20 protein-coding genes and 4 tRNA genes are annotated in these 26,987 nt (G+C 42.9%); 11 read left to right on the forward strand and 13 right to left on the reverse strand.

Annotation, left to right across the window (positions count from 1 at the left end; translation table 11 throughout):
• Positions 1-7: 7 nt before the first annotated feature.
• The 5 genes from yycF to NPA43_RS18340 all read right to left on the reverse strand — a co-directional run bounded on the left by yycF (position 8) and on the right by NPA43_RS18340 (position 1,477).
• Positions 8-715 (reverse strand): response regulator YycF, encoded by a 708-nt coding sequence (yycF, locus tag NPA43_RS18320; protein ID WP_099727306.1) that lies wholly within the window; start codon positions 713-715, stop codon positions 8-10.
• Between the two features lie 350 nt (positions 716-1,065).
• Positions 1,066-1,138 (reverse strand) — tRNA-Phe (locus tag NPA43_RS18325).
• Positions 1,139-1,165: 27 nt separating this feature from the next.
• Positions 1,166-1,242 (reverse strand) — tRNA-Asp (locus NPA43_RS18330).
• Between the two features lie 81 nt (positions 1,243-1,323).
• Positions 1,324-1,395: transfer RNA gene (locus NPA43_RS18335), tRNA-Glu, on the reverse strand.
• A 6-nt stretch (positions 1,396-1,401) separates the two neighbouring features.
• Positions 1,402-1,477, reverse strand: a tRNA-Lys gene (locus tag NPA43_RS18340).
• 344 nt (positions 1,478-1,821) lie between these two features.
• On the opposite strand from NPA43_RS18340, the gene NPA43_RS18345 reads away from it, so the two are divergent.
• Positions 1,822-2,346 (forward strand): peroxiredoxin family protein, encoded by a 525-nt coding sequence (locus NPA43_RS18345; RefSeq protein ID WP_249704720.1) that lies wholly within the window; start codon positions 1,822-1,824, stop codon positions 2,344-2,346.
• A 31-nt stretch (positions 2,347-2,377) separates the two neighbouring features.
• Here NPA43_RS18345 and NPA43_RS18350 read toward each other — a convergent pair whose 3' ends face one another.
• The 4 genes from NPA43_RS18350 to NPA43_RS18365 all read right to left on the reverse strand — a co-directional run bounded on the left by NPA43_RS18350 (position 2,378) and on the right by NPA43_RS18365 (position 5,991).
• Positions 2,378-2,587, reverse strand: a complete 210-nt coding sequence (locus NPA43_RS18350; RefSeq protein WP_230031414.1) for a hypothetical protein — start codon at positions 2,585-2,587, stop codon at positions 2,378-2,380.
• 13 nt (positions 2,588-2,600) lie between these two features.
• The gene (locus NPA43_RS18355; protein WP_256499191.1) at positions 2,601-3,734 is read right to left on the reverse strand and encodes a DUF418 domain-containing protein; all 1,134 of its coding nucleotides are present in this window, start codon (positions 3,732-3,734) and stop codon (positions 2,601-2,603) included.
• 137 nt (positions 3,735-3,871) lie between these two features.
• Positions 3,872-5,161 carry an adenylosuccinate synthase gene (locus NPA43_RS18360; protein ID WP_099728578.1) on the reverse strand — a complete coding sequence of 430 codons (1,290 nt, stop codon included), beginning with the start codon at positions 5,159-5,161 and terminating at the stop codon, positions 3,872-3,874.
• Between the two features lie 215 nt (positions 5,162-5,376).
• The gene (locus NPA43_RS18365) at positions 5,377-5,991 is read right to left on the reverse strand and encodes a TetR/AcrR family transcriptional regulator (RefSeq protein ID WP_256499192.1); all 615 of its coding nucleotides are present in this window, start codon (positions 5,989-5,991) and stop codon (positions 5,377-5,379) included.
• A 106-nt stretch (positions 5,992-6,097) separates the two neighbouring features.
• On the opposite strand from NPA43_RS18365, the gene NPA43_RS18370 reads away from it, so the two are divergent.
• Positions 6,098-7,303 carry a cytochrome P450 gene (locus NPA43_RS18370; RefSeq protein WP_249704722.1) on the forward strand — a complete coding sequence of 402 codons (1,206 nt, stop codon included), beginning with the start codon at positions 6,098-6,100 and terminating at the stop codon, positions 7,301-7,303.
• A 34-nt stretch (positions 7,304-7,337) separates the two neighbouring features.
• Here NPA43_RS18370 and NPA43_RS18375 read toward each other — a convergent pair whose 3' ends face one another.
• From NPA43_RS18375 to NPA43_RS18385, 3 genes are all read right to left on the reverse strand, one after another.
• Positions 7,338-7,751, reverse strand: coding sequence for a VOC family protein (locus tag NPA43_RS18375; RefSeq protein WP_230031417.1), 414 nt, complete (start codon positions 7,749-7,751; stop codon positions 7,338-7,340).
• Positions 7,752-7,879: 128 nt separating this feature from the next.
• The gene (gene dnaB / locus NPA43_RS18380; protein WP_099728574.1) at positions 7,880-9,244 is read right to left on the reverse strand and encodes a replicative DNA helicase; all 1,365 of its coding nucleotides are present in this window, start codon (positions 9,242-9,244) and stop codon (positions 7,880-7,882) included.
• A gap of 253 nt (positions 9,245-9,497) precedes the next feature.
• Positions 9,498-10,451: a DUF4885 family protein gene (locus NPA43_RS18385; protein ID WP_249704723.1), complete on the reverse strand. Its 954-nt coding sequence runs from the start codon at positions 10,449-10,451 to the stop codon at positions 9,498-9,500.
• A 107-nt stretch (positions 10,452-10,558) separates the two neighbouring features.
• Here NPA43_RS18385 and NPA43_RS18390 point away from each other — a divergent pair, with 107 nt between their 5' ends.
• Positions 10,559-11,416 (forward strand): hypothetical protein, encoded by an 858-nt coding sequence (locus NPA43_RS18390; protein WP_249704724.1) that lies wholly within the window; start codon positions 10,559-10,561, stop codon positions 11,414-11,416.
• 161 nt (positions 11,417-11,577) lie between these two features.
• On the opposite strand, the gene NPA43_RS18395 is transcribed toward NPA43_RS18390, so the two are convergent.
• Positions 11,578-11,796: a hypothetical protein gene (locus NPA43_RS18395; protein ID WP_249704725.1), complete on the reverse strand. Its 219-nt coding sequence runs from the start codon at positions 11,794-11,796 to the stop codon at positions 11,578-11,580.
• A 534-nt stretch (positions 11,797-12,330) separates the two neighbouring features.
• Between NPA43_RS18395 and NPA43_RS18400 the strand changes: the two genes are divergently transcribed.
• The 8 genes from NPA43_RS18400 (at position 12,331) to NPA43_RS18435 (ending at position 26,940) form a co-directional block, all read left to right on the forward strand.
• Positions 12,331-13,209: an alpha/beta hydrolase gene (locus NPA43_RS18400; protein WP_249704726.1), complete on the forward strand. Its 879-nt coding sequence runs from the start codon at positions 12,331-12,333 to the stop codon at positions 13,207-13,209.
• Between the two features lie 7 nt (positions 13,210-13,216).
• The gene (locus tag NPA43_RS18405; protein WP_249704727.1) at positions 13,217-14,002 is read left to right on the forward strand and encodes a 2,3-dihydro-2,3-dihydroxybenzoate dehydrogenase; all 786 of its coding nucleotides are present in this window, start codon (positions 13,217-13,219) and stop codon (positions 14,000-14,002) included.
• Positions 14,003-14,028: 26 nt separating this feature from the next.
• Positions 14,029-15,210 (forward strand): isochorismate synthase DhbC, encoded by a 1,182-nt coding sequence (dhbC, locus tag NPA43_RS18410; RefSeq protein ID WP_249704728.1) that lies wholly within the window; start codon positions 14,029-14,031, stop codon positions 15,208-15,210.
• 23 nt (positions 15,211-15,233) lie between these two features.
• Positions 15,234-16,853 (forward strand): (2,3-dihydroxybenzoyl)adenylate synthase, encoded by a 1,620-nt coding sequence (locus NPA43_RS18415; RefSeq protein ID WP_256499193.1) that lies wholly within the window; start codon positions 15,234-15,236, stop codon positions 16,851-16,853.
• 19 nt (positions 16,854-16,872) lie between these two features.
• The gene (locus NPA43_RS18420; RefSeq protein WP_249704730.1) at positions 16,873-17,781 is read left to right on the forward strand and encodes an isochorismatase family protein; all 909 of its coding nucleotides are present in this window, start codon (positions 16,873-16,875) and stop codon (positions 17,779-17,781) included.
• Between the two features lie 15 nt (positions 17,782-17,796).
• Complete coding sequence (locus tag NPA43_RS18425; RefSeq protein WP_256499194.1) at positions 17,797-24,945, forward strand: amino acid adenylation domain-containing protein; 7,149 nt, start codon at positions 17,797-17,799, stop codon at positions 24,943-24,945.
• Positions 24,946-24,965: 20 nt separating this feature from the next.
• A complete protein-coding gene (locus NPA43_RS18430; RefSeq protein ID WP_249704732.1) occupies positions 24,966-25,193 on the forward strand; it encodes an MbtH family protein in 228 nt (75 codons plus the stop codon).
• A 130-nt stretch (positions 25,194-25,323) separates the two neighbouring features.
• Positions 25,324-26,940 (forward strand): AraC family transcriptional regulator, encoded by a 1,617-nt coding sequence (locus tag NPA43_RS18435; protein WP_249704733.1) that lies wholly within the window; start codon positions 25,324-25,326, stop codon positions 26,938-26,940.
• Positions 26,941-26,987: the final 47 nt, after the last annotated feature.

The following is a 26,987-nucleotide window of genomic DNA, read 5'->3' on the forward strand; positions in this document are numbered from 1 at the left end:
AAGAATCTTAGTCCTGCTCTGGGTTTCTTAAATAGTAGCCGACGCCTCGTCTTGTCACGATCCAGCTCGGGTGGCTAGGGTTGTCTTCAATTTTCTCACGAAGACGGCGCACTGTAACGTCTACTGTACGGACATCTCCAAAGTAATCGTAGCCCCATACAGTTTGTAGTAAATGCTCACGTGTCATGACTTGTCCAATGTGCTTCGCTAAGTAATGAAGCAATTCGAATTCACGGTGCGTCAACTCGATCGTTTCCTCACGCTTAGACACGACATACGCATCTGGGTAAATGACAAGTGATCCAATCTCGATATCATTTGATTCAGATTCTTCCTCCGATTGCGGAGCAGCAGTCTGTCTTCTCAAATTCGCTTTCACACGTGCAAGCAGCTCGCGCGTGCTGAATGGCTTCGTCACATAATCATCCGCTCCAAGCTCAAGACCGATGACCTTATCAATTTCAGAGTCCTTCGCTGTAAGCATAATAATCGGCATGTCATATTTCTTTCTCACTTCACGGCATACTTCAACGCCATCTTTGTTCGGCAGCATAATGTCGAGCAGAATGATGTCCGGCTTCATTTCTTCTACCATTTCAAGGGCTTCATTTCCGTCATACGCACAATGAACCTCATAGCCCTCTTTTCTTAAGTTAAATTCCAATATATCCGCAATCGGTTTTTCATCATCTACGACAAGAATCTTTTTTTCCATTATGATTTCCTCCTGCATTTTTAGCATCTATGTCATTTCATTTTGCATGTCTCATCAGGCCTTTTTCGTTCGAGTAAAAAAGGCTCACTATCTATTATAACGTTTTACGAGGCAAAGATAAAAATAATAACGGCTTTCTTTTCTAGTGAACGTTGGATAGGAAGGACACGGCTCAAAAAAATTGATGACTTTTTCCTTTTTTATCGAAACTTTTCCAATCACCAAACGTCTATATACATGTAACGTCTTCTTCTTATGGAGCCGGGCCCTACCTAGGTCCGGCTTCTCCCTTTTTATGCCTTCTTTTCATAAAATAAAAACGCACCTGCGATTGCAGATGCGTTTGGAAGTGGCTCGGGACGGAATCGAACCGCCGACACACGGATTTTCAGTCCGTTGCTCTACCAACTGAGCTACCGAGCCATCATCAAAAAGATGAATATGTATAAATGGCGGTCCGGACGGGACTCGAACCCGCGACCTCCTGCGTGACAGGCAGGCATTCTAACCAACTGAACTACCGGACCTCAGTAACTTGCCCGAAAAAGCAATCGTGGTGCTCTTTCAAGCAAGTGAGGAAAAATTAGCTTAACGCTAAAGTAAATCAATGACCCGTACGGGATTCGAACCCGTGTTACCGCCGTGAAAGGGCGGTGTCTTAACCGCTTGACCAACGGGCCAATACATGGTGAGCCATGAAGGACTCGAACCTTCGACCCTCTGATTAAAAGTCAGATGCTCTACCAACTGAGCTAATGGCTCTCGGTTTGTGAAAAGTGAATCTGAAGAAGCTGTATTGCGTCAAACCAATCGCTTTCAAAAAAGCTGGAACATCGCATCCTAACAAGTTTCAGAGACCTTTGCAACAACGAGATTTATAATATCATAGAGTCATTACATATGGCAATACGTTTTTCGACATTTTTTTAAAAAAAGTGTCGGATTTGATATCTCCTGTCAAATCGCCCATTTCTGCAATCGCCTTCAATTTTGATCCTTCTTTTCAATGGTCACTGTTTATTCAAGCACATAGAAACGTTTTAGACCGTCTGAAAATGGTTATACAATAGACAAGTAACATTGTGATTGAAAAAGGAGGAAGCAGCATGAGTTCATTCAAATTAGGAGATAAAATGCCCAATTTTTCACTGCCAACGGTGCAGGGAGAACACATTGATTTCTATAAACATTTAGAGGAGCATCAAAGCTGGCACCTCATCATTTTCTTTAGAGGATCCTGGTGCCCAGTATGCGTAGAGGAATTAAAGGAGCTAGAAAAGCAGCAATCATACTTTCAAGACAAGGATATTCACTTAATGGCGATTTCAACGGATAACCCTGAGAACTTGAAGGAATTTGCTGATAAAGAGGGACTTTCCTTCCCGATCATGTCTGACCAAGATCTCACATCATTAAAAGCATATGAAGTCTTCTATCACGGGGAAGATGCTCCATATGAAGATCACGGGGTACACGGAGAACCCGCCTATTTCTTATTAAATGAAAAAGGGCAAGTGCTCTATCAGCAAAGACAAACAAGCCCATTTGGCAGACCGCATGCGAATGAATTGCGCAAAATTATCCAATACATTCGTAAAAATTTAAAAGGGCAATATAAAAGCCTAAAATAAGAAAGAAGCTCTCGTAATGAGGGCTTCTTTTTTATGAATGTATTTTGTTGAATAGCCAGTCTGCCATAAAATAAACAAAGAGACCCGCCATTAATATCACAAACGTGACAGGTGGTCGATCCTCTTGGATGAACGAATATAGCGCATGTCCACCTAATGCCAGAAGATAAAAGATAAACGCCGGCACAGCTGCTTTTTTTGCGTTTATTTGCTCCCTTTTCGTCATTTTCCTAAAAAACATTGCGCCACTCCCTTTACGTTGCTTTCTTCATCGTCACCCGGCGAAGTGCCCGCGATCGGATATATTCCATTGGTCCAATCCGCCATACATTTAAGCAAAATGCTGAAATCGCTATTTGCAGAAGTGAAATGAGCAGCCATGCCAATACGATAAGGGGTGCATTGATTTGACCGCCAAGACCCAATCCCCAGCTATAAAAAAGAATCGAGCAGATGACATTTTGCAGGATGTAGCAGCTGAGCGCCATTTTCCCTACATATTCAAACCAAGTCCACATGAACCAAGATTCCGTAAGTGCCAAGAGCTTCGCAATGACAGCTATATAGAAGATAGAGAGGAATGGTGAAAAGACGTAGCGCACCACGAATTCCACTATTTCATTCGGCACGAAGACGAGTGCATTCAGCGGCAGACCAATCCATAAACCGAATCGGAACAATGTTTTCCGAAGAGATTGTCCGCGTGTATTCGCATAAAAAACACCAGCTCTCATCATTCGAACACCTAATAAAAACAGAAATGTATTCATTGGAATGATAAAGATCGCTTCTTCACGGTACATGAAAAAGTACTGTAATCGTTCTTGAACCTGCGAGATCCATGTCTCTGGCAGCTGCTCCTCTAGCATTGGTTCACTGCTTTGATCATAGGATTCTGTCTCCATTTCAGAAAGGGAGAACACAATCAGAAATGACATGACTAGCAGGTGAATCAAACCAGAGAAGATCATGCCCTTTTTGATGCGCCGGTCCCCTCCACGTACAATGAAAGCCACAAGTAAACCCGTGACGGCGTAACTCATGAGCACATCATATTCCATCACAAGGGCAAAATGAACAAAGCCTTCGATAAATAAAAATAAAAGAATCCATAAATATGTACCCGGCCAAGGTGTGTTTTTTCTTTTCGCCTGCTGGTACTTCAGCTCCAATCCAACACCAAACATGATGGTGAGCAGCGAGAGCATTTTGCCATAAACGAACATCGAAACAATGCTTTCAAGCAAACTGCCATTTTCATATTCATCTGCAATCTGATCTGTCGCAAAGGTATTCCCTGCATACGCAAAAAACCAAACGTTCGTCCCCAATGTGCCTAGTATGGCAAAGCCTCGTAAAATATCTAATAATCGTATTCTTTCTTTCACTTGAACGCTCCTTCCCTTTATACAGTTATCATATTTTGGTAATGCCGGGAAGTCCGTTCTATTGAATTTAAGGAATATTTAAACAAAAAAAACACCAGTAAAATGTGTGATTTTACTGGTGTCTGATCTGTCTATACTTATGGACGGTACACGCTGCGGACAACGTTCGTTTGTGAACGGTCTGGTCCGACTGAGAAAATAGAAAGTGGAATACCTGTTAATTGTGAAATGCGCTCTAAATAGTGGCGGGCATTTTCAGGCAGTTCACTTAAATTTTTCACGCCTGTAATATCCTCGGTCCATCCTGGCATTTCTTCGTAGACAGGCTCACATTTCGCTAATTCCTTTAGACTTGCTGGGAATTCTTCTGTGATTTCTCCGTTCAATTTATAAGCGACACAGATTTTCAATGTCTCAATCCCTGTCAGTACATCGATTGAGTTCAGAGATAAATCTGTAATACCGCTCACACGGCGGGCATGACGGACAACAACACTGTCAAACCAGCCAACACGGCGCGGACGTCCAGTTGTCGTACCGTATTCACGGCCAACTTCACGGATTTGATCGCCAATTTCATCATGAAGTTCTGTTGGGAATGGGCCATCTCCAACACGTGTTGTGTAAGCTTTTGATACGCCGACTACATGTTGAATTTTCGTAGGACCTACGCCAGAACCAATCGTCACTCCTCCAGCCACTGGGTTAGAGGATGTCACAAATGGATATGTCCCTTGATCGATATCAAGCATAACGCCTTGTGCCCCTTCAAATAGAACACGGCGGCCTTCATCTAGAGCATCGTTCAATACAACAGACGTGTCCACGACATATTTTTTCACTTGCTGGCCATATTCATAATACTCGTCTAAAATATCTTCAATTTTGAAGCCTTCTGTGTCGTACATTTTCTCTAAAAGACGATTTTTCTCTTCTAGATTACGTGCAAGCTTCTCTTCAAATACTTCACGATCTAATAGATCTGCGACGCGGATTCCGACGCGAGCTGCTTTGTCCATATAAGCTGGTCCGATTCCTTTTTTCGTCGTACCGATCTTATTAGCCCCTTTCCGCTCTTCTTCTACCTCGTCCAATTTTAAATGATAAGGCAGAATCACATGGGCTCTATTGCTGATTCTGAGGTTCTCTGTACTCACATTCCGTTCGTGAAGATACGCAAGCTCAGTGACCAACGCTTTAGGATCAACCACCATTCCATTACCGATGACACAAGTTTTCTCTTTATAAAAAATACCGGACGGAATGAGGTGTAGCTTGTAAGTCACTCCATCAAATTTGATCGTGTGACCTGCATTGTTTCCCCCTTGATAACGGGCAATCACCTCTGCATTTTCTGAAAGGAAATCGGTAATTTTCCCTTTCCCTTCGTCACCCCACTGCGTACCTACTACGACTACTGAAGACATATCGTGCACCTCCGTTAACCTTTCAAAACGTTATCTCTTTCAAACACATTTATTTTATCAATGCAAAACGAAAAAGTCAACGCTAAATCCGAACATTAGTATCTCGAAATCAAATTTTGTTCGCTTTAAATGTGAGGAAAAGCGCTTTAATCGCTTCTTCCACGCTTGAAAAAGGAGATTTTGAGCAAAAACAACTGTTTTTATCGATTCCCGCTTTATTCATGATTTTCAATCAATTGAATCATCGAGCTTGCCATGAAGTCAGGTGAATACGGTCTCCCTGTCCTCAGCCACCATTCAGCGGTTCCAACATAAGCAGAAATGACAAATTGCTTCTGCATGTCGAGAGGAACGTGATGCGGGTCAGGCTTTGAACCTGCGACCTCCTCTAACCCCAAAGTAAAGCTTTCCTCAAAAAAAGCACTGGCTGTCTGATAAATATTAAGCTCTCGCCCTCTTTTCAAGAGAATCTGATACTCCTCTTCATGTTCCTGCAAATGCTGATAAAATCGAAAAATATACACATATGCTGCATGGTCTGCCTGCCAATCCTCTTCTTGTACAGGAGCAAAAATAGCAGCTTTCATCACATCAAACATCTCATCCATGACCTGCTGGGCAAGATCAAACTTATCTTCATAATGCTGATAAAAGGTGGTGCGATGAATGCCTGCCTTTTTCGTTAAATCCTGTACGGAAACCTTTCCCCATTCCTTCTCTCTTAATAAATGAAATAACGCTTTTCTTAATTGATGCTTTGATTCAGTTGCTCGCTTATCCCCTCTGTAGCAGTCCGCCACAAGCCGCTCTCCCCTTCCTATATTCTTCAACAGATTTCGCTTTTCTGTTGGTTGAATCCTATCGGCTGATGAATTAACTTTAATCTAACACAACGAAAAAAAGGAATCATCTGACAACCCATAAGGAGTGATGATCATGGAAACAACAACACCAAGTGCCGTGCAAAAAGCATTATTAAGAGGGAAAAACAAGCAGGACCCGTATAACCCGTTTGATTGGTATGCCAAAATGCGTAAGGAATCGCCTGTTCATTTTGATGAAAACAGCCAAACATGGAGTGTGTTCACATATGATGAAGCAAAACGCGTAACTATTGATAAAGATACCTTTTCTAGTCAGCCTCCTAAAGACCAGCGGAAGCATTCTCTAATGAAAACAATGGTGATGATGGACCCGCCAAAACACACGCGGATCCGCTCCATTGTGAGCAAAGCCTTTACACCTCGAGTGATGAAATTGTGGGAACCCCGTATTCAAGAATTAATGGATGAACTCATGGCGCAAATAGATGGGAAAGAAGAAATTGATCTTGTTCAAGACATCTCCTATCCGCTTCCTGTCATTGTCATTGCAGAGCTTTTAGGTGTGCCGTCAGAACATAAACAATCCTTTAAAGAATGGTCAGATATTCTGGTTAGTATGCCTAAAAGTGAAAATGAAGAGGATGTAGCTGAATGGCAGAAAACACGAGATCAAGGCGAAGCTGACATGATGGCATTTTTTGCTGACATCATCGAAGACAAGCGTCAGCATCTCGGTGATGATTTGATTTCTCTTTTAATTCAAGCTGAGGAGAATGGAGACAAGCTGTCAGCGGATGAATTAATCCCTTTCTGCAATCTTCTCCTTTTAGCAGGCAACGAAACGACCACCAATCTGATCTCCAATATGATCTTTAGCTTGTTGGAAAAGCCGGGGGTGTATGAAGCGCTCGTTCAATCACCTGAGCTCATCCCGCGCGCTGTGGAGGAGGCCGTCCGTTTCCGTGCACCAGCACCTACAATCGTCCGTTATGTCAAAGAGGACACAGAGCTTGGAGGGAAAACGTTGAAAAAGGGAGACAATGTCATTGTTTTTCTCGCTTCTGCCAACCGGGATGAGCGCCAGTTTTCAAACGCACATGAATACGATATACACCGCCATCCTAATCCTCATATCGGCTTCGGCCACGGCATCCACTTCTGTCTAGGCGCACCACTTGCCCGCTTGGAAGCATGTACTGCTATCAAGGCCTTATTGGACCGATATGAGTCACTAGCGCTCCTCTCCTATGTGCCGATGACAAACAGCGGCATGTATGGACTGAAAGAGCTGAAGCTGCGCGTCACACCTCGCTCATAACAGAAAAGACTCCCACCAAGCATGGGAGTCTATTTTAAACGGGGGTAATTCCTTCTGTGTTCATGAGCACAACTCGGTATCCATCTGGATCTTCAATGGTTGCCCCTCCTCGATCCCAGTATGGGTTCGTAGAGGTGACATGCCGTCCGCCAAATGAGATCAGTCTCTTTTTCATCTGCTGAAACTCCTGTTCATCAGGAATATAGAAAACAAGCAGCTGTTCTGGATGCGGAACGGGCAGGCCCTCTTCTTCTTCATGTTTGGTGATTTCTAAATGAACATGCTGGTGAGGAAGTCCGAGCATCACACCATCATACCCTTCATGCTGATCAAATGAGCCTATTCGTTTGAGCCCTAAGCCTTCTTCATAAAAGGAAACAACCTCGTTCATGTTGGCTGTTGGACGTGCGATGCGTAATTGAGCGGCTTTGAACTGTTGAAATTCCATCTGTCATCACTCCTTTTCTCCTTTTAGTATACGATCTCTTTTTCTCTCTCTCCTCCTCATTTCGGCTGTTTTTCAGTCATTCTTTCGATGTAGATGGATCAAAAAAGCCCAGCTTCTTGAGCTGGGCTTTAAGCACCGGGCGGAACACCCGTATCGTCAAATCTTCTTTCCAGGTTGACGAATTTGTTATATTCTTTGACGAAGGCCAGTGAAACCGTACCAACTGGACCGTTACGCTGTTTGGCAATAATGATTTCAATAATGTTCTTATTCTCTGATTCTTTGTCGTAGTAATCATCACGATAAAGGAATGCCACGATATCGGCATCCTGCTCAATACTTCCTGATTCACGAATATCAGACATCATCGGACGTTTATCCTGACGCTGCTCTACTCCGCGGGAAAGCTGAGACAGGGCAATGACAGGAACTTCAAGTTCCCTTGCCAGCGATTTTAAAGCCCTAGAGATTTCAGATACCTCTTGCTGACGGTTATCGCTTGATCGTCCGCTCCCTTGAATGAGCTGCAAGTAGTCAATCAGGATCATCCCAAGACCGTTTTCTTGCTTCAACCGGCGGCATTTAGAGCGAATTTCACTCACTCTGATCCCAGGTGTATCGTCAATGAAAATTCCACTGTTTGATAACGAGCCCATTGCCATTGTCAGCTTACCCCAGTCCTCTTCTGTCAGATTACCGGTTCTTAGGTTCTGTGCATTGATATTTCCCTCTGCACAAAGCATACGCATGACAAGCTGCTCAGCACCCATCTCTAAACTAAAGATGGCGACACTTTCGTCTGTCTTCGTCGCGACATTTTGTGCAATGTTCAATGCGAAGGCTGTTTTCCCTACCGATGGACGAGCCGCTACAATAATCAAGTCATTTCGCTGGAAGCCAGCTGTCATCCGGTCAAGCTCAGAGAATCCCGTTGGAATCCCTGTGATATCGCCTTTTCGGTTATGAAGCTGTTCAATATTATCATATGTCTGAACAAGAACGTCCTTAATGTTTTGGAAAGCTCCTGAGTTTTTACGCTGCGCCACTTCCATAATGGTTTTTTCAGCATCACTCAATAGATCCTCTACTTCATCCTCACGCGTATATCCATCCTGTGCAATGGTTGTCGCTGTACGAATCAGACGTCTTAAAATGGATTTTTCTTCTACAATTTTTGCATAGTATTCGATGTTTGCGGCAGTTGGGACAGAGTTCGCAATATCCGTTAAATACGAAATCCCGCCTACCTCTTCTAGTAAGTCTGTATTGGCAAGTTCTGATGTCACCGTGACAAGGTCAACCGGTTCTCCTCTATCACCAAGTACAAGCATCGCATTGTAAATCTTTTGATGCGACATTCTATAGAAATCCTCTGGAATTAATACCTCAGAAGCGAGCGTTAGCGCAGATGGTTCTAAAAAAACAGCACCTAATACGGCCTGCTCGGCTTCTATATTTTGCGGCGGCAGCCGGTCATCGAGAAGTTCCGTCATGCCAAGCACCGTCCTTTCATAAAAAAAATACGCTACTCATCATTTTAACATTTTCATCAATAAAAAAGTGAAAAACATCGACTATAGTCAAAATTACCATGTTGATATTTTGTGCAAACCAGCGCATTTCAATAGAAAAGACTCTGTAACATCAATTGTTATAGAGTCCTTCGTTATCGCTAATGGAATTTCGATTTGTTGCCGTTCACACATGTAATCGACGCTCCAACATGGCATGTTCGGATGCGTTTTTCTAATCTATCGTTTTCTTAACCCCATAATTCACTTTTTGCCCAATGTCTTGTAAAGAACCGTTTTGATAACCAATAGATAAAACCAAATCTGGAATGGAATCAAACCCGTTTTTGGCTAGATCGAATAGCTGTGCACCGTAATGTGAAGCGGCAATGCGCGCATTTTCTGCTGTATATGGATTTTTAAGAAGTTCTTCTTTGTATAGATCAAAAATATTCGTTCCGTTATCCGTTACAAATTGACCATTTACAATGCTTAAATCCTTTAAATTGTAGCCTGTCACCGTTTTGATTTGATTGACAAGATGGAACTTTGCCAGAGAATCCGGTGTGAATTGAGTAGAATCATCATTTCTGCTTTTCATGATATGGAAAAATAATTCTCTTGTATTGTTGGTTGTATTTAATAAGTCTTCTATTTGTTTCATCAGCGTTTCGTCTTTTGAACCACTTACCACCAATTTAAAATTGTTCGGGTCAATGGTAAAAGTTAGATTTGTGTTTTTAGGAATGGATATCCCGTTTTTAGAGAATAAATCTTGTAATTGTTCGTTGACCTTTTGACGATTGGATATTTTTTTCTCTACGCTTTCTTGGGTTGGATCGTACCGTTTTTCATTACGGAAGATGGCATCATTAAAGTCATATTGACCTCCTTTTCCAGAATTAGCCCAGCCAATCTCCATCGTATATGCAGCTTCTCTTTCTACTTTAGTTAGATCACTCCTAAAATAAGGCGAGCGTGGATTTCGATACTTATCGTGTATATGACCATGAGGATTTTTGAAACGTTTATTTTGTTCATTTATTTTTTCATATTTTTCATCTAGTATTTTCATCCGTCTATCAGATTCGGTCATCACCTCATTTGTACTTTTAATAGATTGACCTTTATAATCGATTCTGTTCTGATTGTTTGAAACACCTGCCGTGTATGACGTATTAATATTCATTTTGATTCTCCTTTTTAAAAAATAGTGATTATTAAATATATCGGCAATTCAGTTAAAATTTGTTAGTTTTGATCCGATATAGTAATTATTACAAGGAGGGTTAAAATATGACAAATACTATCTTCAAACGTTTTTTGTTACCTGCATTGGTATTAGTGCTTGTTACTAGTTTTTTTGCACCTCATTCAGCAGAAGCGGCTATTACGGGGAATAACAGCCCTAACACAGCAAGCTCAATGGGATATTGGAAAAATAGTCGCCCAGATACAACAATCTTACCTGAAGGTGAAAATGAAGCGTATTATCAGTTCACGATCAATAAGGGTGAAAGGGTCTATGTGCGAAGTTCGTATAATAAGCAATATACGGGGATGAAAATCGAGGTGTATAATTCGAAGAGCTCTAAACCAGGGTCAAGAGTGATTAATCCTGATTCAGTAACACCCTTTATATTTGCAAATACTGGTGACGTTACTTCAACTTCAGAAACTTATTTTGTGAAAGTGACCCGTGGCTCATATACAGGGAATATGTATTTTACTGTCTCCATTCAAGATCGTATCAAATCTGGGAATGGGACATTCAATTTTACCGGGACTGCTACCAACCTGGGGAATTCATCTTTGAATCTAGCAGGTGTTGATTCTTCTGTCATTACAATGGATTTAACGACCAATTCTTCTATTCCTAACAATGCTATCGTTAAATCGATTTCAACAACTAGTACCCAATCGCCTAACCAAGGAAATGTCACACACAAACTGATGGCTGATGAAAACAAGATTTGGAACCAATCACTTTTTTCATCTGCAACAAGTGGGTCTTATCATATTTCACTGGAAGATGAATTAAAAGTGGCTCAAAAATGGAGCTTTAAGTACAACGCAAAGGCTACTGCGAGATCTACTATGAGCAATGTCAAAGCCGATATTCGTTACGAATATGATGTCACAGATGGATTCTAATTGAATGGTGTTTACAGACATGTACACCGATTGATCAAAAAGTAAGGGGACATCCCTTACTTTTTTCATTTCCGCATTTTTGATGCTATATGATATTTGGCCAACTTTAAAACAGCACCGTGCTTCCATAAGAAATAAGCTACTCATAAAAAGTGAAAGTGTTAATGGTGGTTTTGCTTGAGGGCATGTTGAAAGAGGAGGATGGTGATCATATCGGTGGCTCGCTGGTATAAATCCCATTGTTCATAGGCCGCAAATGTCATCCGTATTTCATGTAATGATTGCTTCATTTCTTGATATTCTTCCACTGTAAACGCATTTTTCAGTTTGAGCTGATGTTCAAGCAGTTTTAGCCTTAGCTTTCCTAATGGAGTTTTCATTCTGCCTACATTCCCTTCGATCTTGTCTTCCTTAGAAAATTGTATATGAATTTACGCATGATATTGAATAAGTTGTGAGATATGCTCACCAGCTTTTCGAAAAATTCTCCTCTTTTTTCCTAAAAATACAAGAAGGTCTATAGACTTATTTTTCCTCAAAATGATTTCAAGAAGAAAAACCTATATATATTCCTGAATCAAACAGAAGAAAATGGTAAATATCTCGAGACGGTCAAGGTCTTTTGACATTTCTCCTCTTTTTAAATGACTCAGTCTGGCATTCACTATTTCCACTCATTTGGTAGTTATTTAGTCCTTTATTTTCATAATATTTAGATTAAATTATCAACTACACGACTAAATGAACATTTGACTTCATAATTGATAACCATTATCATTTGATTTGCTTGCGTGATAATTGAGAATCATTTTCATTTGAAGGGACCATTCTTCAATCTCTACACTCATCCTATATCCGCAAGCCCGCTTTTATCAGCATATGAGAGTCAATTTGAGGAAGGGGATATTTTACACATGTCCAAACGCCCTGAAGGAATGGGTACTGAGGATTCTCTTTTCAGAGAAAGCCGTCCTTTTTTTATACCTGGGACGGAGCAACTGGATATCACAGCACACCCTTACAGACTTTTTATATTTAAACCGAATACTACTCCTCCAGCGGCTGGTTTTCCAGTCATGTACGTGCTTGATGGAAATTCACTTTTTGGCACAATGGTCGAAGCACTTCGTCTACAGTCAAGAAGACCTGAAAAAACAGGTGTCGTACCTGCCATCATTGTTGGAATTGGCTATCAGACAGAAGCGCCCTATCATCCGCTCAGGCATTATGATCTCACTCTTACCGGCCCTGACGCTTCCATTGGTGGCAAAAGAAAGGACTTCTCCAACCATACATATGGCGGGGCCTCTGCGTTCTTTTCTTTTTTAGAAAAGATTGTAAAGCCTTATATCGAGCAGCGCTTTCCGATCAACCAGAGTCGTCAAACACTGTTTGGACACTCTCTTGGCGGTCTTTTTGTATTACACACACTATTTGAGCACCCTGATGCTTATCAGACATATATTGCGGGCAGTCCTTCTATCCACTGGAACAAAGAATTATTTCTAGAAAAAGAACACCAATTCACCAGCCATATACGTCAGATGTCTATGAATGTCAGGCTGCTTGTAGGTGTAGGTGAGTTAGAAAAACACCACCCATGTCAAATGAATGATCATGCACAGTCACTAGCAAACCGCATGCTGCCTTTATCCTCATATGGCTTGCATTCCGCCTATCACGAGTTCCCTGAAGAAGGACATACGTCAGTTTTACCGGTACTGATGAATTACGCTTTTCGTTTTGCACTCTATCATGATCCATTAACAACCACAGATATGAAAGAAAGGTAGTGAACACATGAAATATAGTGGTCTATCTCAAAAGATTGTGCTTATCACAGGAGCCGGACAAGGTATTGGACAAGCAGTTGCGCAAAGACTAGCCGAAGAAGGTGCGATCATTGCGGCAGTTGACGCAAATGAAGATCAACTGCAAAGTACTGTTCAACAAATGAACGATGAAGGAATACACGCCTTTGCCTATCCATGTGATATTAGCGATCAAACTTCTGTTCAACATGTTGTCAGCCAAATTGAACAGCAGCTTGGACCCATTTATTTACTGGTCAATGTAGCAGGCATTCTTCGAATGGGTTCTATTAACCAGCTTCGAGCAGACGACTGGGAACAGACCTTTGCAGTCAACACACATGGTGTCTTTTACGTATCTCAAGCTGTCTCCAAATACATGATAAAAAGAACAGAGGGAGTCATTGTGACCATCAGCTCTAACGCCGGTGGCATTCCTAGAATGAATATGGCTGCCTATGCCGCTTCAAAAGCAGCAGCTACTTCCTTTACAAAAACACTTGGATTAGAGCTAGCATCCTACGGAATTAGATGCAATGTCGTCTCTCCTGGCTCTACCGCAACACCTATGCAATGGGCGTTATGGTCTGATGAACATGGTGCAGACAATGTGATCAAAGGTTCATTAGAGACGTATAAAACCGGTATTCCTTTACAAAAAATCGCTGATCCTCAAAGTATCGCTGATGCAGTACTCTTCTTTGCATCTGAGCAAGCCAGTCACATTACGATGCAGAATCTGACGATTGATGGTGGCGCAACACTCGGAATCTAGCATTTCATCAAAAAGGAGGCCTTTTCATGAAACATTCATTATTGTCGACAGAAGAAAAAGTACAGTTGATCCAAGACTATCAGCCAGGCTCTTTTTTCCTTGCTTCCCCTAAACGCACGATACTGGCAGAAGGGATCTTCCAGCATATTGAAACCAATCAGCTAAATGAACTATCCAAAAGGGTAGCGCACGTATTTGACGCTGCCAAACAAGCTGGTATTCGAACACCGATTGTTGCAGGTGCTGTTCCGTTTGATCCGGCGCAACCGGTTCGCTTAAGTGTTCCAGCCCACGTGCAGTTTAGTGATCCACTCGAATTTCATCAAGGTGATGAGAAGACGGAAGTGGCAGCTCCATCCTATGAGGTGACACCTGTCCCCTCTCCAGATGTCTACATGAAAGGTGTGAACGAAGGGTTAGCTAAAATTGAGAAAGGAGAGCTTAGCAAAATCGTACTCTCTCGATCTCTCCATCTCAAATCAAATCGAGAAATGAATACGAAAGCAATACTCGAACGGCTTGCTCTTCATAACACGACTGGCTATACGTTTGCTGCAAATGTAGCTGATCCGAAATCTTCCCAAGAGCGAACACTTCTTGGCGCAAGCCCTGAGCTGCTTCTTTCAAAGACTGGTTCATCTGTTATTTCCAATCCACTCGCTGGTTCTCGGCCACGCAGTTCAGATCCAGTAGAAGACCAGCGCCGTCACGATGAACTACTTACTTCAGCGAAGGATTTACACGAACATGCAGTGGTTGTCGATGCTGTCACTAAGGCGCTCGCTCCTTACTGTCATACACTAAATGTGCCTGCATCACCATCAGTCATACAAACAGAAACGATGTGGCATTTATCTACTGTCGTAAAAGGTGAATTAATAGATGCAGGAGTGTCTTCAATTGATTTAGCACTTAGCCTTCATCCAACACCCGCAGTATGCGGAACACCTACAGCAGATGCACGTGCAGCAATCCAAGCGATTGAACCCTTCGATCGAGGATTTTTCACAGGAATGATCGGCTGGTCAGATGAAAATGGTGATGGTGATTGGATTGTCACCATTCGTTGTGCAGAAGCTGAGGGTCACTCCCTTCGCCTATTTGCTGGTGCAGGAGTGGTCAAAGGATCAAAGGCAGAAGAAGAGCTAGCCGAAACATCTGCAAAATTCAACACGATGCTTCATGCTATGGGCATCCATCATCTATAAAAATACACAGGAGATGACAAAACATGTTTGTTCAACCACCTACATGGCCAGACGAATTTGCAAAACGCTACCGGGAAAACGGCTGTTGGCGTGGAGAAACCTTTGGCGGTATGCTTCGTGCACGCGCCGCATCGTTAGGGAATAAATCAGCGATTACATATTCTCATACGCACTTGAGCTACCAAGAACTTGATGAGCGCGTCAGCAGTCTTGCCGCTGGTTTTCATCAGCTTGGTATTCAAAAGGGAAGTCGAGTTGTCGTTCAGCTTCCTAACATTCCGGCTTTTTTTGAAGTCATTTTCGCTTTATTTCGAATCGGTGCTTTACCCGTCTTCTCGCTGCCATCTCATAGAAGCAGCGAAATCACGTATTTTATTGAGTTTGCCGAAGCAGACGCATATGTCATTACAGATATCGACGGCGGCTTTGATTATCGATCACTTGCACGTCAAGTGAAAGAAAAGCTTCCCTCTTTGCCTCATGTCATTGTTGCCGGGGAAGCTGAAGAATTCCTTGCCTTGGATGATCTGCGCAAGGACCCAGCACTTGATCCTCAAATTCATGTAGAGGCAAGCGATATTGCGTTTCTTCAGTTATCTGGAGGCAGCACAGGCCTTTCAAAGCTCATTCCTCGCACACATGATGACTATATTTATAGTCTTTGGAAAAGCAATGAGGTGTGCGAACTCACACAAGATAGTGTGTATCTGGCTACACTTCCAGTTGCACACAACTATCCATTAAGCTCGCCTGGAGTCCTTGGGACGTTATACGCAGGCGGAAGAGTTGTTCTTGCACCTGGCTCAAGCCCTGATGTAGTCTTTCCACTCATTGAAAAAGAGCGTGCGACCATTACCGCTGTGGTCCCACCTATCGCATTGATTTGGCTAGAGGCCGCTCCTCATCGATCAGATGACTTATCTAGTCTTAAGGTTTTACAAGTCGGTGGTGCTAAATTAAGTGCAGAGGCAGCAAAACATGTTATGCCTGCCCTTGGATGTAAGCTCCAGCAAGTTTTTGGCATGGCAGAAGGTCTGGTCAACTATACCAGATTGGATGATCCTGAACATGTCATTATTCATACACAAGGACGTCCGATGTCTGAATATGATGAGGTACTAGTGGTAGATGATGAAGACAAGCCAGTCCCTAATGAAGTAGCAGGACACCTTTTGACAAGAGGGCCCTATACAATTCGTGGCTACTATAAAGCCGATGAACAAAATAAAAAAGCCTTTACACCCGATGGCTTTTACAGAACAGGTGACATCGTGCGATTAACCAAAGAAGGAAATGTTGTTGTAGAAGGCAGAGACAAGGATCAAATCAATCGTGGTGGCGAAAAGGTGGCCGCTGAAGAAGTCGAAAACCATTTACTTGCGCATGCTGACATTCATGATGCCGCCATGGTGTCCATGCCGGATCCGTTCCTTGGTGAACGCTCATGTGCCTTTGTGATTGCGAAAGACAACAGCAAACCAGCACCCGAGGCGTTAAAGTCATTTCTAAGAGAACGCGGACTCGCTGCCTATAAAATTCCCGACCGCATTGAATGGATCGATGCGTTCCCACAAACAGGTGTAGGCAAAGTCAGTAAAAAAGCATTAAGAGAATTAGCTGCAATCCATACTGCCAACGTATAAAAAAAGAGGAGTGAAAACCATGGCAATCCCTACTATTCCTGCGTATCCAATGCCGAGCACACAAGATTTACCCGAAAATAAAGTGAACTGGATACCGGATCCGAATCGTGCTGTTCTGCTGATACATGACATGCAGCAATATTTTTTAAATGCATTTCAACACGATTCATCACCGATCACAGAGTTAGTTCAACATATTGAACAATTACGTGATACATGCAATGAACTTGGAATTCCAGTCGTTTATACAGCTCAACCTGGTGACCAAGACCCGAAAGATCGTGCCTTATTAACAGATTTTTGGGGACCTGGACTTGGTGATGATGAAGCATTGACAAAGATCATTGATCAGCTCGCTCCATCTGAAGCAGATACAGTGCTGACAAAATGGCGTTATAGTGCATTTAAAAAATCCAAGTTTTTAGATATTCTCCGAGAAGATGGGCGAGATCAACTGATCATTACTGGCGTATATGCACATATCGGCTGTATGCTGACAGCCGCAGAAGCATTCATGCTCGATATTGAAACCTTTTTTGTCGCAGATGCCGTTGCTGACTTTTCACTTAAGCATCACAAAATGGCGATGACCTATGCAGCTGAGCGCTGTGCGGTAACCACAACAACAGACCAGATCATTTGTCGTTTAACAGGACAGGAAGCAGACGGTGATGACCTATCCTTTGATTCCATCCTTCACCAAGTAGCTGAGTATCTTCAAGTCGAGCCGGATCAAATACCGCTTGACGAGAATCTCGTCTACCTAGGTCTCGATTCTATTAGAATGATGAGCCTAGCGGAAAAGTGGAGGCAGCAAGGAGCGGCAGTCAATTTCGTTGAGCTTGCAGCAAATCCAACGCTCGCTCATTGGCGAACCCTTCTTTTCCCAGAAAAACAGCCATCTATCCCAAATATCGATTATTTGTAAAGGAGGTATAGACCCTTGTCGATCCAGTCCGTCGATTCATTTCCACTGACCGGTGCCCAATCAGGCATTTGGTATGCGCAACAGCTTGATCCATCTAATCCAATTTTCAATACAGCTGAGTATATAGATATTAAAGGATATATTGATCCAGTACACTTTGAAGTAGCCATCCGAAAGACTGTCTTAGAAGCAGATTCTCTGCATATGCGCTTCGTTGAAGATGCTGACGGTCCAAAGCAATGGTTTACATCCAAAAGCGATATCCCATTTCAATTCATCAATTTACAAAATGAAAAACAGCCGCTTGATGAGGCTAAAGCATGGATGAAGACAGATCTTTCAACATCAGTCTCTTTAGAGAAAGATGTATTATTCCGTGAAGTACTCTTTCAAATTGCGGACGATCGATTTCTCTGGTATCAGCGCATTCATCACATTGCCATTGATGGGTTCGCCTTTTCACTCATCGCACGTCGTGTTGCTGAGGTCTATTCAGCCCTATCGCAAGAAAAACCTGTGCCTCCTCAAACATTTGGCACCTTCCATGACGTAGTCCAAGAGGAGATCGCATATAAACATTCCAATCGCTATGAAGATGATCAGGCTTTTTGGAAAAATCGCTTTGCTGATCAACCTGAAATCGTTAGCCTTGCTGAGCTTGCCCCAAGAACTTCGGATGATTTTATCCGAAAAACCGCTAGCTATGATGCCGCAAAGGTAAGCAAAATGAAAAAAAATGCTCAAGCTTTCGGTGGTACCTGGCATGAAATGATTCTTGCCGCATCCGCTCTATATATGCATCGTATGACTGGTGCACATGATATTGTTTTAGGATTGCCTGTTATGATGCGCCTTGGATCTTGCGCATTGCAAACACCTGGAATGGTCATGAACCTAGTACCGCTTCGTTTAACATGCAAACCCGAAATGACGCTCTCAGCACTTGTTCGCCAAGTATCCGATGAACTTAAAGCCATTCGTCCTCATCAAAGATATCGTCACGAAGATATGAGGAGAGACTTTAAACTCATCGGCAGAAATCAACGATTATTTGGTCCACAGATCAATATCATGCCATTTGATTATCATCTCATGTTCGATCAGAGCATGGGTCAAGCGCATAATCTTTCAGCAGGACCAGTGGATGATTTATCGATCAACATATATGACCGCGCCGATGGGAACGGGTTTCAAATCGATTTTGATGCAAACCCTGCAGTTTACAAAGAGCAATCGGTTGACGCTCATCAGCATCGTTTTCTTCAATTGCTGGAGGAAATAACCGGACTAGAGCAAGATCAGACAATCAGTCAATTCAACCTTCTCTTGTCTAAAGAAAAAGAGAACATCCTCAAGCACTGGAATGCTACAAAACAAGAATTACCAAAAGAATGTTTACGGGAACTATTTGAAAAACAAGTCAGCAAAACACCACATGCAGAAGCATTACAGTTTGAAGAAATCACTTTGACCTACGAAGAGTTGAATCAGCGAGCAAATCAATTAGCTCATTATTTGAAAAAGCACGGCATTGGACCAGAACAATTTGTCGCAATTGCTCTGCCTCGATCGATCGATATGGTCGTGAGTCTATTGGCCGTCGTCAAAACGGGAGCCGCATACCTGCCATTAGACCCTGATTACCCTAGCGATCGTGTTGCCTATATGCTAGATGATGCTAAACCTGTGTGCTTGCTCACAGTCAAAGAGACAGCAGAGCGTTTTGACCATCCACATATCGTCCAACTGGATGATTCAACTGTTCATCAGGAGATAGTAGGCGGTCTGCATCTCAATCCGACCTGGAACGAAGGCTCTCCACATCATCCGGCATACATCATCTACACGTCAGGATCGACAGGCAAACCAAAGGGTGTTGTTGTAACAAAGCGAAATGTGATCAATTTTATATTGTCCATGCAAGATTCATTTTTATTAGATCAAAAAGACCAGCTTCTAGCGGTAACGACCATTGCCTTTGATATTTCCGGACTAGAAATGTTCCTCCCGCTTTTACATGGGGCTGCTCTTTTATTGGCAAAAAAAGAGACCATCCAAGAGCCAGCAAAGCTTTCAGACATGATTCGTTCTCATCATGTCACAATCATGCAGGCAACACCAACGTTGTGGCATGCATTGGCAGATGAATCCCCTGACGTGATAACAGGTATGCGTGTCCTTGTTGGAGGAGAAGCACTTCCTGCCTCCCTTTTGCACACATTGCAATCTCTTCAATGTGACATTACCAATTTGTACGGACCTACAGAAACGACGATATGGTCTACGATGGTAAATGTCACAGCACATCAAGACAATAGCGCGCCGCCGATTGGTAAACCCATTTGGAATACGAGCATATATATTTTAGATGAAGGACTAAACCCAGTCCCAGCAGGATCAATCGGTGAACTTTATATTGCAGGTGAAGGAGTATCTAGAGGATATCTTGGACGATATGATTTAACGGCTGAACGTTTTGTCGCTGATCCATTCGGCACAAAAGGCACGAGAATGTATCGTACAGGTGATTTAGCCAGATGGCGTGAGGATGGTTCGATTGATTATATCAGCCGTGCCGATCTTCAAATTAAAATCCGCGGCTTCCGTATTGAACTAGGTGAAATTGAAACAGTGATTATGCAACACCAAGCAATAAAGCATACATCTGTTATCGTTCGTGAGGATCAACCTGGACAACAGTTGCTTTGTGCGTATGTTGTGCTGACAGATGGCACTTCTCTGCATCCTTCAGAGCTCAGGCAGTTTGTGGCAACATCGCTCCCTGATTACATGGTGCCTTCTGCTGTTGTCGTTTTGCCAGAACTTCCACTTACACCAAACGGCAAAATCAATCGCAAAGCATTACCAACACCAAATATGTCTTTAGTTAGTTCTGAGCGTACACCTAGAACACCCCAAGAAGACATGTTATGTAGTTTATTTGCAGAAACCCTTGGCGTATCTCAAATTGGCATAGATGATAATTTCTTTGACTTAGGGGGACATTCCTTGCTCGCCGCTCGTCTGCTTAGACGTATACGCGATACACTTGGTGCAGACCTAAGCATGAGTACCATTTTTGAATCACCTAGAGTTGTTGAGCTTGCGCAACACATTGACAAAGCGAAGGACTTACGGCCGCCACTTCAGGTAGAAAACAAACCAGATGAGATTCCGTTATCCTTTGCTCAAAAGCGTCTCTGGTTCCTTCATTGCCTTGAAGGACCAAGTCCAACTTACAATATTCCACTTGTCATTCAGCTGACAGGTACACTAGATCAAAAAGCTCTTATTGGTGCATTGGCAGATATCACTGAAAAACATGAAACACTTAGAACCATTTTTCCAAATAAGAACGGCATGCCAAGACAGGTCATTTCACATCCAAAAAGTGTTCAACCTGAACTCCATGTCACAGCTTCCACCGATCAACAAATTGAAAATCAGTTAAACGAAGCCATTCGCTATAGCTTTAACATTGAGGAAAAACCCGCACTGCGAGCAGAATTATTCATGCTTGATGCAAATCGATACGTGCTACTTCTATTGCTACATCACATCGCTGGTGACGGCTGGTCACTTGCACCATTGACACGAGACTTAGCTGCTGCTTACGAAGCCCTTATACAAGGAAAATCAATCTCCTTGCCAGCCGAACCTGTTCAATATGCTGACTATGCCATTTGGCAGCAGAAGCTGTTGGGCAGTGAAGAAGAGAAGGATAGTCTATTTGCCAAACAACTAGGTTATTGGACGGGTGCATTACATGGTCTGCCGGAAGAACTGGAGCTTCCCTATGACTTCCCGCGTCCACAGGAAGGAAGCTTCAACGGTGCTACGATTGACTTTACGATTGAACCCGCTTTACACCACCTACTTCTTGATCTTGCAAAGCAGCATCAAGTGAGTTTGTTCATGGTGCTCCAAGCATCGCTTGCAGCATTACTGACACGCCTTGGGGCGGGAACAGATATCCCAATTGGCAGTCCGATTGCTGGACGGAATGATGATGCACTTGACGACATTGTTGGGTTGTTTGTGAACACACTTGTATTACGTACAAATACAGCTGGTAATCCAACCTTTAGTGAGCTATTGAAGCGAGTGCGAGACGTTGACTTAGCAGCCTACGAGCATCAGGATCTACCATTCGAGCGGCTAGTTGAAGTCCTAAATCCAACTCGATCCAGATCACGCAATCCATTGTTTCAGGTCATGCTTGCCTTCCAAAATACACCGAAGGCCGAAATGAAGCTGGCACAACTTGACTCAGACCTCTACGTGAAACCAGTGGGATCAGCTAAATTTGATCTGACCATCGAATTAACAGAACATAGAACCGAAACTGGGTCAGCAGCAGGGTTAACAGGGTTATTTGAATTCAGCACAGATGTGTTTATACAAAGCACCATTCAAGCAATCGCTGACAGAATGAAGCGCTTTTTAACAGAGGCAGCTGAGCATCCACATCTGCCTATTGGTCAAGTAAATATTTTATCAGAAAAAGAGCGCCAAACATTTCTCCCTGATAAAAAGACAATCGCTCAGTTAGACCAAACGCTTAGTCTGCCAGCCTTATTTGAAAAAGCGGCGCAGCAATACCCAGAGCGTGTGGCTGTAACGGATGGCAATCATCAGCTTACCTATAAAGAGTTAAACGACAAAGCTAATCGTCTTGCTCATTTGTTAATAGAAAGAGGCGTTGGACCAGAGCAGTTCGTTGCACTTGCCCTGCCTAGATCAATCGATATGCTCGTGAGCTTATTAGCCGTTCATAAAGCAGGCGCAGCCTATGTCCCGCTTGATCCTGACTATCCAGCAGACAGGCTAGCATACATGATACAAGATGCCAAGCCAGTTTGTAGCATCACAACAAAAGCAGACGCAGTGCATCTCCCTTCTGATTGCGATTTGATTTTGTTAGACGAAAAAGAAACGAGTGACCAACTGCTTAATACGTCAAATCACAATCCGGCTGATATAGACAGAATCGAGCCACTTACTTCTCTGCATCCAGCCTATATTATTTATACATCTGGTTCTACAGGCAAGCCAAAAGGAGTGGTCATCCCACACCAAAATGTCATCCGTCTTCTGACATCTACTGCACATTGGTTCCATTTTGATGAAGAAGATGTTTGGACAATGTTTCATTCATATGCCTTTGATTTTTCCGTATGGGAAATCTGGGGACCCCTTTTATATGGCGGTCGACTTGTGATTGTACCTCATACCATCTCTCGCTCTCCTGAAGAGATGCTCCAGCTTTTAGTCGATGAAGGTGTGACAGTACTTAACCAAACACCTTCTGCCTTCTATCAGCTCATGCAGGCAGACAAGGAACAACAAACACTTGGTCAAGCATTATCACTCCGCTATGTCATTTTTGGCGGTGAAGCATTAGAGCTCAGCAGATTAGAAGATTGGTACAGCCGTCACTCAGATCGTAAGCCAAAGCTAATCAACATGTACGGCATTACAGAAACCACCGTACACGTTACGTACAATGTACTCAATCGAGACATGATTACAAAAAAATCCAGTAGCTTAATAGGTGAACCCATTCCTGATTTACACGTTTATGTACTAGATGAATACCTACAACCTGTTCCCCCTGGGACAACAGGTGAAATGTATGTAGCTGGAGCCGGCTTGGCAAGAGGTTATCTAGGCAGGCCTGATCTGACATCTGACCGATTCCCTGCCGACCCTTATGGAGCACCTGGCACAAGGATGTATCGTACAGGCGATCTCGCACGTTGGACGAAAGAGGGTTCACTTGATTACATTGGCAGAGCTGATCATCAAATTAAAATTCGCGGGTTCCGCATTGAACTTGGAGAAATTGAAGCCGTTTTGGCACGTCACGATGCAGTTGCACAAGTTGCTGTCATCATGCGAGAGGATCAGCCTGGTGACAAACGCTTAGTCGCATATATCGTGACAACTGAAGAAAGCCGTACCGATACAGAAACCCTTCGTCATTTTGCCGCAGCCAGTCTTCCTGATTACATGGTGCCAGCGGCATATGTACAAATTGATGCCATGCCACTTACAGCAAACGGGAAGCTTGATCAAAAATCACTGCCGGCACCTCAATTGCATGTACAGCAACCAGATGGACGTGGCCCAAGAAATCCGAAGGAGGAAATCCTATGTCACCTCTTTGAAGAGGTGCTCGGTCTACCAAAAGTCAGCATTGACGATCGCTTTTTTGACATTGGCGGGCACTCATTACTTGCGGTTCGTTTAATCAGCCGCATTCGTGATGCACTTGGCGTCAAACTAAGCATCGGAACGTTGTTTGAAGCACCTAATGTCGCAAGTTTGGCAGAGAAACTAGAGACAGGCAGCGATGAAAACGCACTAGAAATCTTGCTACCGCTACGAGCAAATGGTGAAAATTATCCACTCTTCTGTGTTCATCCAGCAGGTGGTCTTAGCTGGTGCTATGCAGGTCTCTTGAATACATTAGAGAAGGACATCCCACTTTATGGATTGCAGGCACGAGGAATCGCAAGAAAGGATGTCTACCCACAAACACTAGATGATATGGCTGCGGATTATATCAAGCACATCCAAAGGATTCAGCCAAAAGGCCCTTATCATCTACTTGGCTGGTCACTAGGCGGGAACGTTGTGCAAGCAATGGCAACACAGCTCCAGCAGCAAGGCGAAGAAATCTCACTCGTTGCTATGCTGGATGCCTATCCAAACCACTTCTTGCCGATTAAAGAAGCACCTGATGAAGAAGAAGCACTAATCGCTCTTCTTGCGCTCGGCGGTTATGATCCAGATACCTTAACAGGTGAGCCGCTCACGATGAAAAGTGCCGTCGATATCCTGAAAAAAGACGGAAGTGCACTAGCCAGCTTAAGTGAGGATGCCATCAGAAACCTGAAAGAAACCTATGTCAATTCAGTTCGATTGCTCGGAGAATATCAGCCAAAAACTTATCATGGAGACATATTATTCTTTAGATCTACCATTATCCCAGATTGGTTTACACCAATTGATCCCGAAGCATGGGCACCTTATATCAACGGAAAAATTGAACAACACGACATTCATTGCCGGCACAAAGACATGTGCCAGCCTAAACCCCTAGCAGAAATTGGTGTCATCTTAGACAACACACTGAATCGGGTCAAACAAAAGCACTAAGAATAAAGGAGAGATGACAGATGACAAATCCCTTTGATCGTGAAGACGGTGTATTTCTTGTGCTTGTCAATGAACAAGGACAGCATTCACTTTGGCCATCATTTGCACCAGTGCCAGATGGATGGGAAAAGGTCTTTGGTGAAGACACTAGAAATGCCTGCATCGATTATATCCAGACACACTGGCAGGACTTACGGCCACTAAGCTTAACAAAAGAACCTGTCCTAGCACATGGAAAAACGGAATAAATCATCGCACCCTGACCTCATTCAGGGTGCTTTTTCTTCATAGAATAAACTGGTTCATCACCATCTGCCAGCTTTTCTGCTACAATTCAATTGAGAACGTTTATCAATCAATAAGAGATTAGGTGGTTTTATGGGAAACAACAATCCAATGGCAAATGCCGATCAATTCATCTATCGATTAACATATACTGAAAAAATAAATAATGCAGAGCTTCCGCATACTGAGCAACAGCTGTCAGATACATTCTGTCTCCTCTTTAGCATAAGAGGCAGCGGTTTACTCACATTGAACGATCAAAAATGGCGATTGAAAAATCTGACACTCTATACGATCATGCCTGGGGAAACATTTATGTTGAAAACAGAGCCTTATCAAAAACACGAGCTCTATCTGTTTCGCTTTCAGCTCTACACGCTGCAAGATCAAAACATAGGAGAAGTATCAACTGAACATGCCCGTTCTTTAATGAATGTATGGCAATTTATCGATATTAGCTCGATTGAACACATTCATTCTTTACTGTCCCATATGACAGAGGAATGGAAAAGACCTGAATCCATTAGCTTTTTTAGAAGCCAAACTCTTTTTCAACAGCTCATTATGCAGCTTTTCACACTGCATAAAGAAGATATTTTTGACACGGCACATGCCCTTTTCAAAACAAAACAATATATCGATCAACATTCCGAAGAACCCCTCAGCCTTACAAGTCTATCTCATATGGCTGGCATCAGCGCCAATCATTACAGTGAGCTATTTAAAAAGCATTTTGATGTGAGTGTCACTGATTATATCACCAAGAAAAGGATGGCTAGAGCCAAACAGTTAATGGCAAAAAGCAATGCAAAGCTCAAAGACATTGCACTGGAAATCGGCTATCAAGATCCCTATTACTTTAGCCGCATCTTTAAGAAAAAAACTGGTATGACCCCTTCTGCATATATGAAAAGCCGTCAGCGGAAAATTGCAGCCTATGGTCATTCCATACTCGGTCAGCTCACACCAATTCATATCATCCCATATGCTGCCCCTCTTCATCCTAAATGGACAGCACATGATTTTGAGCATCATGCAGAAGAAATTCCGATTCACCTGAGTGCACATCGTATCAACGAGCACGCTGAAGCCAATTTACAGCAATTAAAGGAAACAAAACCTGAGCTGATCATTGCCAATGATCATGTGACAGAGGAAGAAAAACAAGTGTTGAAAACCATCTGTCCTGTTCACTTTGTTCCATTCACACAATTGAATTGGCGCGCTCAATTCAGACAAACAGCTATGTTTCTGAACGAAGCGAAGGAAGCAGAAGAATGGTTGCTTCATTACGAGGAAATCGTCATTCAAGCGAAAAAGGCATGCCTTGTTGATCATCCACCAAAAACCGTCCTGCCTCTTCGTATCTTTCAAGATCAGCTCTACTTGTCTGTAAATCGCACCATGTCAGAAGTGATTTTTCATGACATTGGTCTTCTGCCAGCTTTTCAGAATGATGGTCAGCTAATCGAAAAAAAAATCAGCCTTAGCTCAATACAACAGCTAGACCCAGACACCATCTTTCTCTTCTTGCATAAAGAGCCAAAAACCATTGCATTTTATCAAAAGTTAAAGCAACAGGAGGCTTGGCAAAATCTCAAGGCTGTGAGTCAACAAGCAGTCTATCCACTCGCTTCTGACCCTTGGCGTGAATACACAGCAGCCAGTCATCAACGAGTCATTCAGGACCTTTTATCTTTTTTTCCGTAAAAAGTCCATCATTTGATAGAGAATTGTCTATGGATAAAAGGACGAAA

It is taken from the genome of Bacillus pumilus, assembly GCF_024498355.1.
Lineage (GTDB): Bacteria > Bacillota > Bacilli > Bacillales > Bacillaceae > Bacillus > Bacillus pumilus_P.